This window comes from Paenibacillus sp. S-38 (assembly GCF_049942825.1).
In the GTDB taxonomy this organism is placed as follows: domain Bacteria; phylum Bacillota; class Bacilli; order Paenibacillales; family NBRC-103111; genus Paenibacillus_G.
This window is the reverse complement of the sequence record NZ_CP187970.1, coordinates 6,019,627-6,035,009: the sequence shown is the minus strand read 5'-3', so window position 1 is coordinate 6,035,009 and position 15,383 is coordinate 6,019,627. Positions and strand designations below refer to the sequence as shown.

Here is a 15,383-nt window from a genome sequence, read left to right as displayed (position 1 = left end):
ATGGAAGATGACAAAGCGGTGGGGCCGATCATTCCCTGGAGTCATCATAGTGCAGCCGTCCTTTCCTGTAATTTGGTAATATCTACAAGAGCCACTGTACCATCCCGCTTCCGAAAATGTCAACGGGAAAGAATCGTTATAGTCATGCTTGCCTGAGTCTCACGCAGGCAGTGCAGGGAGGGCCGGGAGTGCGCGGAGTGCCGGAGCTCCCGGACCGGCCTCCCGGTGTCCGGGAGGCTTCAAGCCGGAATGAGGGGGACGCCAAAAAGGGCGCCTGCCGGTCTACCGCAGACGCCCTGTAAGGATTATTTGGTTGTGAACCGGCTGACCATGTCGCGCAGCTCCATCGCCATCTCGCTCAGCGACTGGGAGGAGTTCGACACCTCGTCCATGGACTGCTTCTGCTCGGCAGCGGCCCGGGACACCTGGGCGAGCTGCTCGGCGGCTTCCTTGGTGACATGGAGCATCTCGGACATCGAGGCGGCGACTTCCTCCGTACCGGCGGAGAGCTCCTCCGAAGCAGCGGATACTTCCTGGATCTGGTTGCTTACGGACCGCACCGAAGCAAGCACGTGCTCGAAGATCTCGCCGACCTTGGACACCTGGCCGACGCCTTCGCTCATCATCTCGACGCCTTCATTCACGGAGCCGGCTACTGTGCGCGTGTTGTCGAGGATGGAGGAGACGATGACCGTGATGCGCTCGGCTTCCGTGCGGGTCTGCTCGGCCAGCTTCTTGACCTCGGTGGCCACGACGGCGAAGCCTTTGCCGTGCTCGCCGGCCCGTGCCGCCTCGATCGAGGCATTCAGGGCGAGCAGGTTCGTCTGCTGGGCGATGCCGCGGATGACGTCGATGATCTCGCCGATCGTATGGGACTGCTCTTCGAGCGACTGCACGGCACTGGCCGTCTGCCGTACCGTGCCGCCTACCGCCGTCATCTGGCGGATGGCCGCCTGCACCTCGGCATGGCCGCTGGTGACGTCGGACACGACTTCCGTCGTCGCCTCCGATACAACGGAGGCCGACTCGGCAATCCGTGTGATTCCCACCGCCATCTCGGTCATGGTCATGCTCGTCTGGCTTGCGCTTTCGTACTGCGCTTCCGAGCTCGAGGCGATGAACGAGACGGAACGGTTCACCTGCTCGGTGGCTGCAGCCGTCTGCAGCGAAGTGGCGGTGAGCTCCTGGGAGGAGGCCGCAACGGTTTCGGAGGATTCCGTAATCTTGCGGATCAGCGCACAGAAGGAATCGAGCATCTGGTTGATGTTGGCTTTGAGCGTCTGGATCTCGTCCTCGCCCCGGACCTCAAGTCTGCCCGCAAGGCGTCCCTGAGCCACTTCCTTCATCAAGGAGCTGATATGCAGCAGCGGGGAGGAGATGACACGGGCGACGATCATTGCGATTCCTACGACGACGATCAGCGAGGCCGCAATGATCACGAGGGTCGTGATGCGGGTCCGATTGACCGCCGCATAGACTTCTTTCTCCGGCGCGATGATGACCATCTTCCAGCCCGTCGAAGCTACCGTCTCATACGCGGCTGCATAGGAGGCACCGTCCGCCTCGGTATAGTCGAGAACGCCGTCTTCGCTCTTCAGTACGCTGTTCTCGAAGCCGGCGGCTGCATTCCCGAGCAGCTCGCCGACCGGCTTGCCTACCCGCTCGACTTCCTTATGGATCAGATACGTGCCGGTAGATGACAGAAGATAACCGTAGCTGCCGCCATCCTGAATGCTGCTGATCATACTGATGAGATCCGCAGGGCTGAGGAGCATCTGCAGCAGGCCGGCGAATTCGCCGCTGTCCTTTTTGAAAGGAATGTCAATAATGATGACATTCTCACCGGTAGCCGCCGATTTGCGGATATCGGATACGGCCGTCTTCAGCGTGCTTTTGGCCGCCTTGAAGTTGTCGAAGCTGCTCACATCCACCACACTGCCGTCAATGCGGTAGGAGGCGCCTTCCGTGTTGACGAAGTTGAAGGCCTTCACGTCGGGGTCAGCCTCGGACATGATTTTGAGCACGGGAACAATCAGGTCCGGATTGCCCTGCTTAAATTCGGGGTGGGCATCGATGACCCGCTGGGCCCGGATGATCTTGCTCTTGAGCCAAGTGTCGATATTGACAGCGCTGAGCTGCGCCAGAGCGGATTGGTTTACTTTGGTTGCAGTTTCCATGGCTCCTGTGGAGGTCGTCATAAGCAGGCTGCTTGCGATCAACAGCGGGATCATGGAAACCGACAGGAGCAGGGCGATGATCTTCGCCCGGATGGATTTGCCTACAAGTTTCCTCATGATGCGGTACTCCTCCTAATCGGTCCGAGTTTTGCCTGGAATGGGATGATGATGATGAATATGAATAGATATCCCTTATGTCGGCTTAGGAGGGACGGGAGTAAAGAGTGATTTGCTGGATGATTGGGGGAAGCGCGTTATCATCGGCCCATTTGCCTATTGCGGGCGGATGCTGTGCGAGGTAGAGTGAAGAGGATGCCTTTGCCATTTTGCGCCAACACCGTGATAGGAGGACGAAGATCACATGCCGCTGCTTGATATGCCGCTTGACAAGCTCCGCACGTATCCGGGCCGCAATCCGCGCCCCGACGATTTCGATGCTTATTGGAACGCAGCCCTGGAGGAGATGAGAAGCGTCGACCCGCAGGTGGAGCTGGTGCCTTCCAGCTTCACGGCCCCGTTCGCCGAGTGCTTCGATCTGTACTTCACCGGGGTGAGGGGAGCCCGCATCCATGCCAAATACATAAGGCCGACAGGCGTGAATACGCCTCATCCGGCCGTGCTGCATTTCCACGGCTACACGGGCAGCAGCGGCGATTGGCACGACAAATTGTCGTATGCGGCCCTCGGATTCTCTTACGCTTCGCTTGACGTCCGCGGTCAGGGAGGACTCTCCGAGGACACCGGCGGCGTCAAGGGGACGACCCACAACGGGCATTTCATCCGGGGGCTCGACGATGAGCCGCAGAATCTGCTTTTCCGCCACATTTTCCTAGATACGGCCCAGCTCGCATCGATCGTGATGGGCTTCCCCGAGGTGGATGCGGAGCGGGTGGGCGCCACGGGATGGTCTCAGGGCGGAGCGCTGACGATGGCCTGCGCCGCACTCGAGCCCCGCATCAAGAAGGCGGCTCCGGTATATCCGTTCCTGAGCGACTACCGCCGCGTCTGGGAGATGGATCTCGCTAAGGACGCCTATGCCGAGCTGCGGACTTACTTCCGGCATTTTGACCCGCAGCACCGGCGGGAGGAAGAGATCTTCACGAAGCTCGGCTATATCGACATCCAGCATCTGGCCCCCCGGATCCAAGCCGATACGCTGGCGGGCGTCGGGCTCATGGATCCGATCTGTCCCCCATCCACCCAGTTTGCCGCCTTCAACAAGATGACGGCGCCGCTTCAGCTGGAGATTTTCCCTGATTTCGGACACGAAGGCCTGCCGGGGATGAACGACAAGATCTATCAATTCTTGAAAGAGCTGTAGGCTGCAGGCCAGGCCTGCGGTATGAAGAAGACCCTTTTCCGGTTGAGGAAGGGTCTTTTTTTCATGCTTGAGGCTGTTTATGTCATCCGGTGTGAGGAAGGCCGGAAGAACCACCGCAGCATCGCGCGGGAGAATAGAAATAGGAGTCCTTCCGTAATGAAAGTGACGTACCAGTCCCAGTGCTGGTAGCGGATCAGCTGCGTGTACCGTTCCACGAACGCTTCCGGCACCGTCAATGCCGTGCAGAAGAACAGCAGATACAGGGCCTTGACCCACCGCGGGCGAGTCTCCGGGTACCAGGCATTATAATGGATGCAGGCGACAGGCAGCAGAAAATATTCAAAGCAGAAGCTCGTACGGTTGATCGAAGCGAACTCCCGGACCGGGTAGGCTAGCAGATCCCATTCCACGACAAGCAGACCGATGATCCAGGTCGGAAGGCCGACGACAAGGAAGACGAGATGATGCTGAAGCGCTTTGCTGCGGGGAAGGAAGAATAAAGAGGTCAGCGCTCCCAAGTTCGCTGTAACGAGAATGACGCGTTCGATGAGAAACATGTCAGCGGCCCCCTCTCAAGGTCGGTGCCCAGCGCCGGAGAAACCAGATGACATACCGCCTGGTGATCCAGTATTCCGCGAGGTAGAGCAGGACAGAGAGGTAGACCGTCCAGCTTATGTAGTCAATCAGCCCGGTCCGGTCCGCAACCCACCATTGAAGAAGGGCTATGCCTGCGGTATAAGCGGCATAATGCAGTCCCTGCTTCATCAGGGACCGTTCCTGCGGGTAGCGGACCTGGAACAAGGCGAAGACAGCCGGACAGAGCAGATAATCGAACATAAAGCCGAGATTCGAGGCCTGCGGGAACATCCGGATCGGATAGGTAATCCAGCCGAGACCCGTCAGGGCCAAGCCGACCGGCCAAGTCAGCACTTGGAAGGAAGTGAACGAGATGAGCGCTTCCCGGATCTGGCTGCGGGGAATACCGAAATATAGAACGGCCAGGGAAAAGGCGAGAATGGCAAGAAGGATGGAGCGTTCCAAGGACATGATCGGATCACCTGCCGGCCGGATGTGGGATGCTAACCTGTAGGAGCTAAGGTGTAGTCAGAATGGGCCTCCCCAAAAAAGGCCCTTCATAGTATGTGGCAGGATTCCCATCCCTATTCAGGCAGGAAAGGCTTGCATAAGCGGTATAGGACCTGCGGCTTGGGCGAGAATAACCGGTGGTACGGGAACTTATCACATTTACCGAAGGGGATTATGTCCGATGGGGATTCTAAGCGGCAATCCGAAGCATGAGCCGATGCACTATGGCGAGATTCATCAGGTATGGCAGTTCTGTATGACAGCCAAGAACTGCATCTCGGCCACTGAACTGTACCGCAACCACGCGGGCGACAGGGAGCTGAAAAAAATACTCGGCGACATCCTGGAACAGGCGAGGCTGGAAGTCAAGGAGTGCGATGATCTGCTCCTGCATAACGGCGTGATGCCTTCCCCGGCGCTGCCGGTACGGCCTGAGGTGGAGCTCGAGAGCATCCCGGCGGGAGCGCGGTTCGGCGATCCGGAGATCGCGGCGATGATTGCCGCAGACCAATCGCTGGGCCTCGTGGCCTGCAGCCAGGTCATGGGCATGTCGATCCGTGAGGACATCGGCGCCTTGTTCGCCAAGTATCATACGGCCAAAGCGGCGCTCTCCGTCCGGATTCTCCGCATGAACAAGGAGAAAGGGTGGCTGATCCCTCCTCCGCTTCATGTCAAGAGCGAGGATCTCGTAAAGGTGTAACCTGTTTATTTTGAAAAGCAGCCCGGGAGTCTTCCAGAGCAGGGGAAGACTCCCGGGCTATTCGCCGCGGATGCTGCGCTTACAAAAAAAGGATTGCAATGGACTCTTACACGTAATAATATAATATTATGTAAAAATAAATTATTACGTATAGGAGCGTGCTTCATGAAACTGCTGGTGCTCGGTGGAACCCGCTTTCTGGGATACTATGTGGTGTTGGAGGCACTGAAGCGAGGACATGAAGTAACGACCTTTAACCGCGGGAAGACGGATCGAGGGGTGCACAGCAGGGTGAAGGAGCTGTACGGGGACCGGGACGGGGGGCTCCACGTGCTGCAGAGCGACGAGTGGGATGCGGTGATCGATACCTGCGGGTATCTGCCCCGTCTCGTCAGGGCATCGGCCCGGGAGCTGGCAGACCGAGTGGGCCAGTATACCTTCATCTCCAGCATCTCGGTCTATAAGGATCTGAGCGTGCCGCGCAGCCATGAAGACTCGGACGTTCTGGAGCTTGAGGACGAGTCGATCGAGGACATTCCGAACCATTACGGTGCCTTGAAGGCCCGCTGCGAGCAGGTACTGGACGGCGTGATGCCGGGACGGGTCCTGACCGTCCGGCCCGGCTTGATCGTAGGTCCGAAGGATCCGACGGACCGCTTCACCTACTGGCCGGTGCGCATGAGCCGCGGCGGGGAGATGCTCTGCCCGGGCCGCGGGGACAGCGAGGTGCAGTTCATCGATGTCCGTGATCTGGCTCAGTGGACGGTGGTGATGACCGAAGCGAAGCGGACTGGCGTATACAACGCAGCGGGTCCTGGAGTGGCTCTTACGATGCGGGAGTTCCTCGAACGGGGGAGGGAGGCGCTCGGCAGCAGGGCCGTGTTCACCTGGTGTGATGAAGCCTTCCTGGCCGAACACGAAGTGCGGGGATGGAGCGACCTGCCGGTCTGGCTGCCCTCCGGGGGGCAGCTCTCCGAATACAGGGGCATCCTGCAGGCCGATTATTCGAAGGCTATGAAGGCTGGGCTAACCTTCCGTACGGTGGAGGAGACGGTCCTGGACACCGTGCGGTTCCATGGGCAGCGTGGAGACGGGGCGCAATGGAAGGCGGGACTGTCCGCCGCGCGCGAGACGGAACTGCTCGCCTTGTGGCATGGGAGAATGTCGGGAGAGCAGACGGCCGGAGGCAGCGGGGAAGCAGGGTAATTGGGCCGTGTCTCAGTCCTAGTGTGGCCAAATCACCCTCTCAGGTCGGCTACGCATCGTCGCCCGCCGGCAGGGAAGTCGGGTGGCAGGGAGATTGCGGCCGGGCTTCGCGGTGGATGATGAGGAGGAGAAGGGCGGGCACCCCCGGAGGGTGTCCGTTTTTTAGGTTAGGGAACGGTTTTTCAGGTCCATATTTACGAAAACGGTTTCGGATGATAGAGTGGGATTCAACAGGGATAGGGTATCAAGGATGGGGTCTAATGGGGGAAAGAGGCCATGAAAAGCACGCGAAATGGGTTTCGCAGCTGCTCTCTGAATCTACGCCTGCCCCTCCGCTCCGATGAAGCGGTATCGGGGGCCCTCCGGATTCCCTGGGTTGTCCATTTTTGTTGATAGCGCTGTCATTGTTTCTTGATCTCACTGTGTTTAGGCGAAAGGAGGGAAGAAGGACAGAGCTCGACAGGACGCACATGTTCTGTGTGCGGAATTTAAAAGGAGGTTGACTATGAAGAAGAAGATGGTATCGCTGGCCTTGTCGGCCGTGCTGGCTGCCTCCGGGCTCCTGCCCGGAACCGGTCAGGCGTTCTCGGGCGAAGTGCCGCTCGGCTCGGGCAGCTATTCGACCGTTCTGCCCGCGGGGGCGGCGGATGTGCAGGCACAGATCTACAAAACAGGGAATGTGACCGGTAAGATGCCGACCAACGATTGGTGGAGCTCGCTGGCCTGGGTGCCGTATTCCGAAGCGCAGTATCCTCATCCGCTGGCGGTCAAGAACCAGAGCGACGGGTTCCGGATCTATAATCCTTCGGGGCGGATCACGGCGAACTCGTCCTGCGTCTGCGGCTGGATCAACGATATCCACGACTTCACGGTCGGTCATACGGGCAGCGGCACGTTCCCGGATGCGAAGGTCGACGGCTTCAGCGACTGGTTCGTGAAGGCGCAGTACCAGAATGGCGTCAGCTCCATGAATGTGTCTTACGGCCACGGCTCCCCGTACGTCTATTTCAACTTCGGCGGCGGCAATCCGCAGCTGAAGTTCTACACGCCGCCGACCGTCTGGTCCGGCAGCGCCGGCAGCAGCGTGCTCGGCATCACCATCGAAGGCGCCCATTACGGGTTGTTCGGCCCGACGGGCAGCACGTGGTCCGGGATCGGAACGAATACGCTGACGAACGCGCTGAACGGCAAGACGTACTTCTCCATCGCGGCGCTGCCCGATAATACCGCGGCGACGCTGAACAAGTTCAAGCAGTATGCCTATTCCCACGTGACCGACACGAAGATCAGCTACGGCTACAACGCGGCGGCAGGCGAAGTCACCACGACGTTCAACTATACGACGTCGGCCAAGGAAGGCACGCAGGCGGGGACGATTTTTGCCCTGTATCCGCACCAGTGGAAGAACTCTTCTCAAGCTCTGCTGCCTTACACCTACAACTCCGTACGCGGCACGATGAAGACGGCGGAGGGGGCTTCTTTTACCACCCGCATGAAATTCACGGGCGTGCTGCCGGCGCTGCCGGACAAGGGCACGTACAACAAAACGACCCTCGGCGGCTACATCAACGAGGAGGAAGCACTGGCCTACACGGGCGGCACGGATACGTACTGGCTCGGCAAGCGCCTCGGCAAGCTGGCGACGCTGGCCCCGATCGCCGACCAGGTCGGCGACACGGCCGCATCCGGCAAGTTCCGCAGCGAGATCAAGAGTCGTCTGCAGGACTGGTTCAAGGCCAGCGACGCTTCCGGCAATCTCAAGAGCAGCAATGTCTTCTACTATAACAACAACTGGGGCACCGTAATCGGCTATCCGGCAAGCTTCGGCAGTGACGGCGAGCTGAACGACCACCATTTCCACTACGGCTATTACATCAAGGCGGCGGCGGAGATTGCCCGCACCGACAAGACCTGGGCGCAGAGCTGGGGCCCGATGGTGGAGCTGCTCATCCGCGACATCGCGAACTGGAACCGCAGCGACACGATGTTCCCGTTCCTGCGCAACTTTGATCCGTATGCTGGCCACTCCTGGGCTTCGGGCCATGCGAGATTCGGCGACGGCAACAACAACGAGTCGTCCTCCGAAGCGATGAATGCGTGGGCCGGCCTGATCCTGTGGGGCGAAGCGACGGGCAATACGACCATCCGCGATCTGGGCGTCTACCTGTACACGACGGAGATGAACGCGATCAACGACTACTGGTTCGATGTGCAGGACAACACGCACCCGGCCGCTTACACGCCGTCGGTGGTGACGATGATCTGGGGCGGCAAGGGCGCCAACGCCACGTGGTTCACCGCTAATCCGGAGCAGGTGCATGGCATCAACTGGCTGCCGATCACCGCAGGCCATCTTTATTTGACCCACTACCCAAGCTACGCGGCCAAAAACTACAACGCTCTCGTCAGCGAGAACGGCGGCACGAACTGGGATATCTGGCGTGACCTTATCTGGATGTACCGCGCAATCTCCTCGCCGGCAGATGCCAAGAACCAGTTTGCAGCGGGCATTGGCTCCATGGCGACCGGCGGGGCCGAAGGCTCCGGCGGACCGGAGACCGGCAACTCCAAGGCGAACGCGTACCACTGGATTTACAACCTGGACGCGATGGGCAACGCGGATCCGACGATCACGGCCAATTCGCCGACGGCGGCCGTCTTCAACAAGGGCGGCGTGAAGACTTATGTCGCCTACAACTTCAGCAGCAGCGCCAAAACCGTCACCTTCTCGGACGGTACCTCCGTCAGCGTGCCGGCGAACAGCTTTAATACGGGGAACGGCGGAGGCACCGGCGGCGGGGATACGACCGCTCCGTCGGCTCCGGGCAGCCTCGTATCGACGGGCAAAACGTCCTCCAGCGTCTCCCTGTCGTGGAACGCTTCGACGGATAACGTCGGCGTGACCGGCTATACGGTCAGCTACGGCGGGAACAGCCTGAACGTGACCGGCACGACGGCGACGGTCAGCGGCCTTGCTGCCGGCACGGCCTACACGTTCACCGTGACGGCCAAGGATGCGGCGGGCAACGTTTCTGCTGCGAGCAATGCGGTAACGGTAACCACCGACAGCACCGGCGGAGGAGGGGTGATCACGACGCCGGATTATACGGCGAGCGTGACGAAGACGTCGGCGGCGCAGGCAAAGATTGCGTTCACGCCGACCGTGAACGCGCTGTATGTGGACGTTCACTACACCGTGAACGGCGGCGGCCAGCAGAATTTCCGTATGACGAAGAACGGCTCGACGTGGGAGCAGCTCGTGAACGGGCTCAGCACAGGCAGCGTGCTCAAATACTGGTTCACTTACGAGAAGTCCGGTCCGCAGTATGATTCGCCGCAGTACACGTATACGCACCAGTAACAAGCTGTACGGGGCGGCGGGGTTGTTGAGAGCCCGCCGCCTTTCTTGAGGGAAGCCCCCGAGGAAGAGGGGCTGCCTGCCTGACGACGGTATTCTCCATTCAATCCAAGAAGAAGAGGTGTTCTTATTATGAAGCTCTTGCTCACCCGTACACTCTTGTCCCGCACCGCAGCCGCCCTGCTCGGCGGTGCGGTAGCCCTGACGGCGGTCCTCGGCCCGCTGCCCGCGCCCCGCGCTTATGCGGATCCGGCCTCCGCAGCCAATCAGGCGCTCGTCTGGCTGAAGACCCAGCAGGATGCCACGGCGGGGCTTGCGTTCGACGGTCTCGTGGATTCCTTCGAGGACTACTGGGGTCCGAACAACCCGAAGCAGATCGTGTATACGTATGATCAGGCGGTGGCGGCAATTGCTTTTATTACGAAGGGGGAGCGCGCCAGGGCCGAGAAGGTACTGAACAAAATGCGCGACATCCAGGACCCGTCGGGCTACTGGCTCAACTCCTACTGGTACAACAATGGGGCCGGCGAGGAGATCCGCAGGCACGTCGGACCGGTCGTCTGGATGGCGATGGCCGTGATGGCCTATGAGAAGCAGTACAACGATACGCGGTACCGCAGCATGGCGGTGAAGGCGCTGGACTGGTCGCTCCAGTACAAGAAGCCGCACGGGGGAATCTCCGGCGGGTGGAGCGGCTGGACGAATGCCGACGAGCCGTGGACCTCGACCGAGCATAATATCGATTTGTACCCGACTCTGCGGTACTTTGCCTCGGTGGAGCCGGCGAAGGCTTCCGCTTACAACAGCGCGGCGGACGGCGTGAAGCGGTTCCTCGACAACACGGTGTGGAACGACAGCCTGAAGCGGTGGAACGGCGGCTGGAAGGACAATACGAGCCTCATCGACCCGAACGTGCCGATGGACGTCAATCCGTGGGGCGTGCTGGCTCTGGGGCTGTCTGGCACCCGGAATTACCAGGCGAGCCTTGCTTATGTCGAGAATGCGAACGGCTCCCCGGGGACGCTGGCGAATCCGAAGTACAAGCAGACGCTGACCTACAACGATCAGGGCGGGCTTATGACCGCTTATGACTTCGACTGGACCGATGAGGTGAAGCCGGCCTACGACGACAACGGCAATCCGATCGGCAGCACCGGTCCGGATATCTGGCTGGAGGGCTCGGCGTTCATGTCGGCAGCCTACTACCTGCAGGGCAATCAGGCCAAGGCCGACAGTATCCTGAACGAGCTGGCCAAAAAACAGGGCACGAGCGGCCCCTCGACCGGCGGTCTGCCGTATTCGCTCAAGGGCACGCATAACAGCTATTGGACGATGGCGCAGCAGAACTGCGTATCGAGCACGGGCTGGTTCATTCTGGCGGCCCAGCGGTTCAACCCGTTCCAGGGCCAGTACATGACCGGCAGCGGCGGCGGAAGTGATACGGCGGCGCCTACGGCTCCAAGCGGTCTCGTGTCCACAGGCAAAACCTCCTCCAGTGTTTCGCTGCAGTGGAACGCCTCGACCGATAATGTCGGCGTCACGGGCTACACGGTCGGCTACGGCAGCGGCAGCTTGAACGTGTCCGGGACGACGGCAACGGTCAGCGGGCTGGCGGCGGGCACCGCCTACACGTTCACCGTGAAGGCCAGGGATGCGGCGGGCAACGTCTCCGCGGCCAGCCCTGCCGTGACGGTCACGACGAACGCCGGCGGCGGAGGAAGCGTGATCACGACGCCGGATTATACGGCCGGCGTGACCAAGACGTCCGCGACGCAGGCGAAGATTGCGTTCACGCCGACCGTGAACGCGCTGTACGTGGACGTTCACTATACCGTGAACGGGGGAGGCCAGCAGAACTTCCGCATGACGAAGAACGGCGCGGCCTGGGAGCAGCTCGTGAACGGCCTCAGCGCCGGCAGCGTGCTGAAGTACTGGTTCACGTACGAAAAGTCGGGGCCGCAGTACGACTCGCCGCAGTACACGTACACGCACACGCACTAAGAAGGCGCCGACGCCTGTCTTGCGGCTGGCAGGGGCAGCAGGGGCTGGTTCGCTGCCTCCTGGCCGCCACCGGGACCGGTGGGGAGCCGGTCGGGTGGAGGTAGGCGTGAGGCTGCGGTAGACTGCGTAAGAGTGCGAAGGGATGCCAGGGCTGTGTTAGGCTGCGTGAGAGAGTATGAAGGGAAGCAGGGCTGTGTTAGGCTGCGTGAGAGTGCGAAGGGATGCAGGGCTGTGATAGGCTGCGTAAGAGTACGGAAAGAGGATAGATGCTAGTCAGGGTGTCAGGAGCCAACGTTTTCGGATGTTGGCTCTTTTTGGCGCTGGCGAGGGAAAGTGGGCAGCATCGGCACCCGGGAGTGTTCGAGGAGCAGAGTGGGACGTGGAGGAGTTAATGGAGTGGAACGTGGTAGGGCGAGAGTAGCGGAAGTGTGGAGGAAGGGAGAAGTGGGGAGAGGAGCAGAGGAGCGAGGAGTAGAGGGGTAAAGAGCAGATGACCAGAGGGGGAGCGGAGGAGTAAAGGGGGAGTAGGGTAGTAGAAGAACGGGGTAGTAGAAGAGTGGAGCCTGAGAGGGCATGAGTAGTGGAGGAGCAGCGGAAGAGTGGAGGAACGGAGAAGTGGGGGAGGAGAAAGTAAATATGGTGTAGTGGGGAGAGGAGTAGGCGAGTAAAGGTCAGATGAGCAGAGGGGGAACGAAGGGGAGGAGCGGGATAGTGCAGGAGTAATGGAAGAAGGTGGGGGGAAGGAGGAGTAGGGGGGCAGAAGGCGTGGAGTCTAAGTATGGAGAGAGGAGTGGGCGAGAAGGTGAACAGTGGAGTAAGTAAAATAGCAGATGAGCGGAAGAGGAACGGTGGAGTAGGGAGGCAGAGGGAGTGGAGTAGAAGCGTAGAAAGAAGACCAGACGAGAAGGTGAGCAGAGGAGAAAGTAAATAGAGCAGATGAGCAGAAGAGGAACGGTGGAGTAGGGAGGCAGAGGGAGTGGAGTAGAAGCGTAGAAAGAAGAACAGACGAGAAGGTGAGCAGGTGAGAGTGGAGAGGCGCACTAGTAAAGGAAGAGACTGGGAAAAGGGGACATTTCGGTCGGCGTACGGAGAGAAAAAGCGGTTCCAGAGGCGGTATACTGTAATCAGGACAACAGATCAAGGGGAATGCCTGGGGAGGACGAAATTACGGAACTGAGATGCGTTATTGGGGTCAAATCCAAGGTGAAAATGAAAATAACGGAACTCAGATGCGCTATCTCGCGTTTGAAGGGGGGTTCACAGGACTTTAAGGCGGAATAGCGAATCGTAGTTCCGCTATTTGCTGCGAGGCCCTCTTTTTCTAGCGAATAAGGCATCTGAGTTCCGTTATTTGGTGTTCCTGCTTCTGCCGTAGGGCGCGGACTCACATTTGGGCGTACCATTCAGATGCTACGCTGCAGCTGCCCGCGAGAACGCCGCGCGTCGGAACGCACGGCTGCCCGCGAGAACGCCGCGCGTCGAAACGCACGGCTGCCCGCGAGTACGCCTCGCGTCGGAGCGCCGCGTTGCGTCCGCGAGATCGCCAAGCGCCGTAGCGCCGCTGCCCGCGAGATCGCCAAGCGCCGTAGCGCCGCTGCCCGCGAGATCGCCAAGCGCTCTAACGCCCGGCTGCTCGCGAGATCGCCCCGCGCCGGAGCGCTTCGCAGCTCGCGAGATCGCCCCACGCCCGCGCGTACGCTAACCTTCCCTGCAGGAGCCGCAGGACTCGCGGACGATCAGCTCGGGCTCTACGACGACGCTGCTCGAGCTCATCTGGCCGTTGATGAGATCGTACAGCATCAGGGCGGCGAGCTTGCCGATCTTTTCCTTGTTCTGGCGGATGGTGGTGAGGGGAGGGCTGACATAGCCGGCCGCCTCGATATCGTCGCAGCCGATGACCGATACATCGCCGGGTACCTGCAGGCCGTGCTCCCGCAGCGCGCGGATCGCCCCGATGGCGAGATGGTCCGAACCTGCGAACAGCGCCCGCGGCAGGCTCCCTCCCGCGATAAGCGCTTTCGTGGCCGCATAGCCGCTCTCCTCGGAAAAGTCGTCCCCGTGAATGAACCAGGCCGGCTGCACCGGCAGTCCCCAGCGGCCGAGCGACTGGACCAGCCCGTTCTCCCTCATCGACGAAATATCATACTGCGCCGAGGGGCCGAGATAGCCGATCTCGCGGTAGCCGAGCAGATAAAAATGCTCGACGACCTTGTCGGACATCCGGTTGTTGTCCGACATGATGTGGCCGGAGCTCGTACCGGAAAGCACGAGGTCCACGCCGATGCAGGGAATCGAGCTGGAGTCCAGCTCATGAATGGCCGGTTCGAGCTCCTGGCCGGAGAGCAGAATGCACCCGTCCACCTGGAAGTGCCGGCAGCGTGCCAAGTAATCTTCACCGGAGGAGTGAAACTTCTCGTTCGAGAAGAAGAGGAGGTCATAGCCGAGCAAGCCCATCTGCTTTTTGAACGCGTTCAGCACCCCGACGAAGAACGGATGCGTGAAGTCGATGTTGAGCTTCCCGGCAAAAACAACACCGATGAGGCCCGATTTCTTGGTGGCCAGCGTTTTGGCCGAATTCGACGGGATGTAGCCGGTCTCTTTCATAATGGCAAGAACCTTCTGCCTCGTTTCGGCGGAGATGTCGCTGTAATTGTTAATAATCTTCGAGACGGTCGAGACCGACACGCCCGCAAGCTTGGCTACGGTTTTGATGTTCACGCTGCTGGACCCACCTTTGGTTGTCTTGTTTCGAAAGTTTTCGTTCATTACTTACTCTCATTGTATCCCGGCAATGAAATGGCAGTCAACGGAAGCACCGAGATCCGTGAAGAATCCCTTCCTGACAGCCTAAACCGAAGGTGTTCCAGTAACGAAACAGTTTCGTAAATCGCTCCGGACTGCACGGGTTGGGGACGATATGCAAAGGGGAGGGGATTCCATAAAGAGGAAAAGTACAGTGAACCATGGAATAGATCTAATTCACGGCTGATCTCATACACTGCCGTACTTAAGGTGCTTGCAACAGGCGAAAGGAACGCGGCAAAATAGGCGTACCTTTGGACAGACATGGAATCATACCAGGAAGAAGGAGGGCGGCTTCAAGATGATTCGCCGTGCATGCGGGGAAGATGCGGCCCAAGTGACCGGGCTGCTGAAAGAGCTGTGGCCCGGCAGGGCGATGGATGAAGACCGGATCAGGGAGGTGTACCGGAGAAGCTTGGAATCCACCTCGGACCACCTGCTGGTAGCCGAGGAAGAGGGGCACGCGGTCGGATTCGCTTCGATGGTCATCAAAAACAGCTTTTGGCAGGAGTCGTATGTGGGGTACATCACCGCACTGGTAGTTAAGGAGAACATGCGCGGGAAGGGGACCGGACGTGCGCTGATCGGCGAGCTGTCAAGGATAGCGGCGGCAAGCGGGTGCAGGAAGGTGGAACTGGATTCGGGCTTTCACCGGGAGGGGGCCCACCGCTTTTATGAAGGGCTTGGATTTGAACGGAGGGGCTTTATTTTCTCCAGGGACAGCTGAACAAC

Annotated in this window: 11 protein-coding genes; 7 read left to right on the top strand and 4 right to left on the bottom strand. The window is 59.8% G+C overall.

The window, feature by feature from the left end; translation table 11 throughout:
• Window positions 1–305 precede the first annotated feature (305 nt).
• Complete coding sequence (locus ACP26L_RS26710) at window positions 306–2,294, bottom strand: methyl-accepting chemotaxis protein (protein ID WP_426447935.1); 1,989 nt, start codon at window positions 2,292–2,294, stop codon at window positions 306–308.
• A 244-nt stretch (window positions 2,295–2,538) separates the two neighbouring features.
• On the opposite strand from ACP26L_RS26710, the gene ACP26L_RS26705 reads away from it, so the two are divergent.
• Entirely contained in the window at window positions 2,539–3,498 is a 960-nt protein-coding gene (locus ACP26L_RS26705) for an acetylxylan esterase (RefSeq protein ID WP_426447934.1), read from the top strand.
• Window positions 3,499–3,575: 77 nt separating this feature from the next.
• On the opposite strand, the gene ACP26L_RS26700 is transcribed toward ACP26L_RS26705, so the two are convergent.
• The gene (locus ACP26L_RS26700) at window positions 3,576–4,055 is read right to left on the bottom strand and encodes a CBO0543 family protein (RefSeq protein ID WP_426447933.1); all 480 of its coding nucleotides are present in this window, start codon (window positions 4,053–4,055) and stop codon (window positions 3,576–3,578) included.
• A 1-nt stretch (window position 4,056) separates the two neighbouring features.
• On the bottom strand, window positions 4,057–4,545 hold the full coding sequence (locus tag ACP26L_RS26695; RefSeq protein ID WP_426447931.1) for a CBO0543 family protein: 489 nt from the start codon (window positions 4,543–4,545) through the stop codon (window positions 4,057–4,059).
• A 220-nt stretch (window positions 4,546–4,765) separates the two neighbouring features.
• On the opposite strand from ACP26L_RS26695, the gene ACP26L_RS26690 reads away from it, so the two are divergent.
• The 5 genes from ACP26L_RS26690 to ACP26L_RS26670 all read left to right on the top strand — a co-directional run bounded on the left by ACP26L_RS26690 (window position 4,766) and on the right by ACP26L_RS26670 (window position 12,780).
• Window positions 4,766–5,284, top strand: a complete 519-nt coding sequence (locus ACP26L_RS26690; protein ID WP_426447929.1) for a DUF3231 family protein — start codon at window positions 4,766–4,768, stop codon at window positions 5,282–5,284.
• A gap of 165 nt (window positions 5,285–5,449) precedes the next feature.
• On the top strand, window positions 5,450–6,490 hold the full coding sequence (locus ACP26L_RS26685; protein ID WP_426447928.1) for an NAD-dependent epimerase/dehydratase family protein: 1,041 nt from the start codon (window positions 5,450–5,452) through the stop codon (window positions 6,488–6,490).
• Window positions 6,491–6,995: 505 nt separating this feature from the next.
• Window positions 6,996–9,851 carry a glycosyl hydrolase gene (locus tag ACP26L_RS26680; RefSeq protein ID WP_426447926.1) on the top strand — a complete coding sequence of 952 codons (2,856 nt, stop codon included), beginning with the start codon at window positions 6,996–6,998 and terminating at the stop codon, window positions 9,849–9,851.
• Window positions 9,852–9,980: 129 nt separating this feature from the next.
• Window positions 9,981–11,849, top strand: a complete 1,869-nt coding sequence (locus ACP26L_RS26675) for a fibronectin type III domain-containing protein (RefSeq protein ID WP_426447924.1) — start codon at window positions 9,981–9,983, stop codon at window positions 11,847–11,849.
• 778 nt (window positions 11,850–12,627) lie between these two features.
• Window positions 12,628–12,780, top strand: coding sequence for a hypothetical protein (locus ACP26L_RS26670; RefSeq protein WP_426447922.1), 153 nt, complete (start codon window positions 12,628–12,630; stop codon window positions 12,778–12,780).
• A gap of 767 nt (window positions 12,781–13,547) precedes the next feature.
• On the opposite strand, the gene ACP26L_RS26665 is transcribed toward ACP26L_RS26670, so the two are convergent.
• On the bottom strand, window positions 13,548–14,567 hold the full coding sequence (locus tag ACP26L_RS26665; RefSeq protein WP_426447920.1) for a LacI family DNA-binding transcriptional regulator: 1,020 nt from the start codon (window positions 14,565–14,567) through the stop codon (window positions 13,548–13,550).
• Between the two features lie 385 nt (window positions 14,568–14,952).
• On the opposite strand from ACP26L_RS26665, the gene ACP26L_RS26660 reads away from it, so the two are divergent.
• On the top strand, window positions 14,953–15,378 hold the full coding sequence (locus ACP26L_RS26660) for a GNAT family N-acetyltransferase (protein ID WP_426447918.1): 426 nt from the start codon (window positions 14,953–14,955) through the stop codon (window positions 15,376–15,378).
• Window positions 15,379–15,383: the final 5 nt, after the last annotated feature.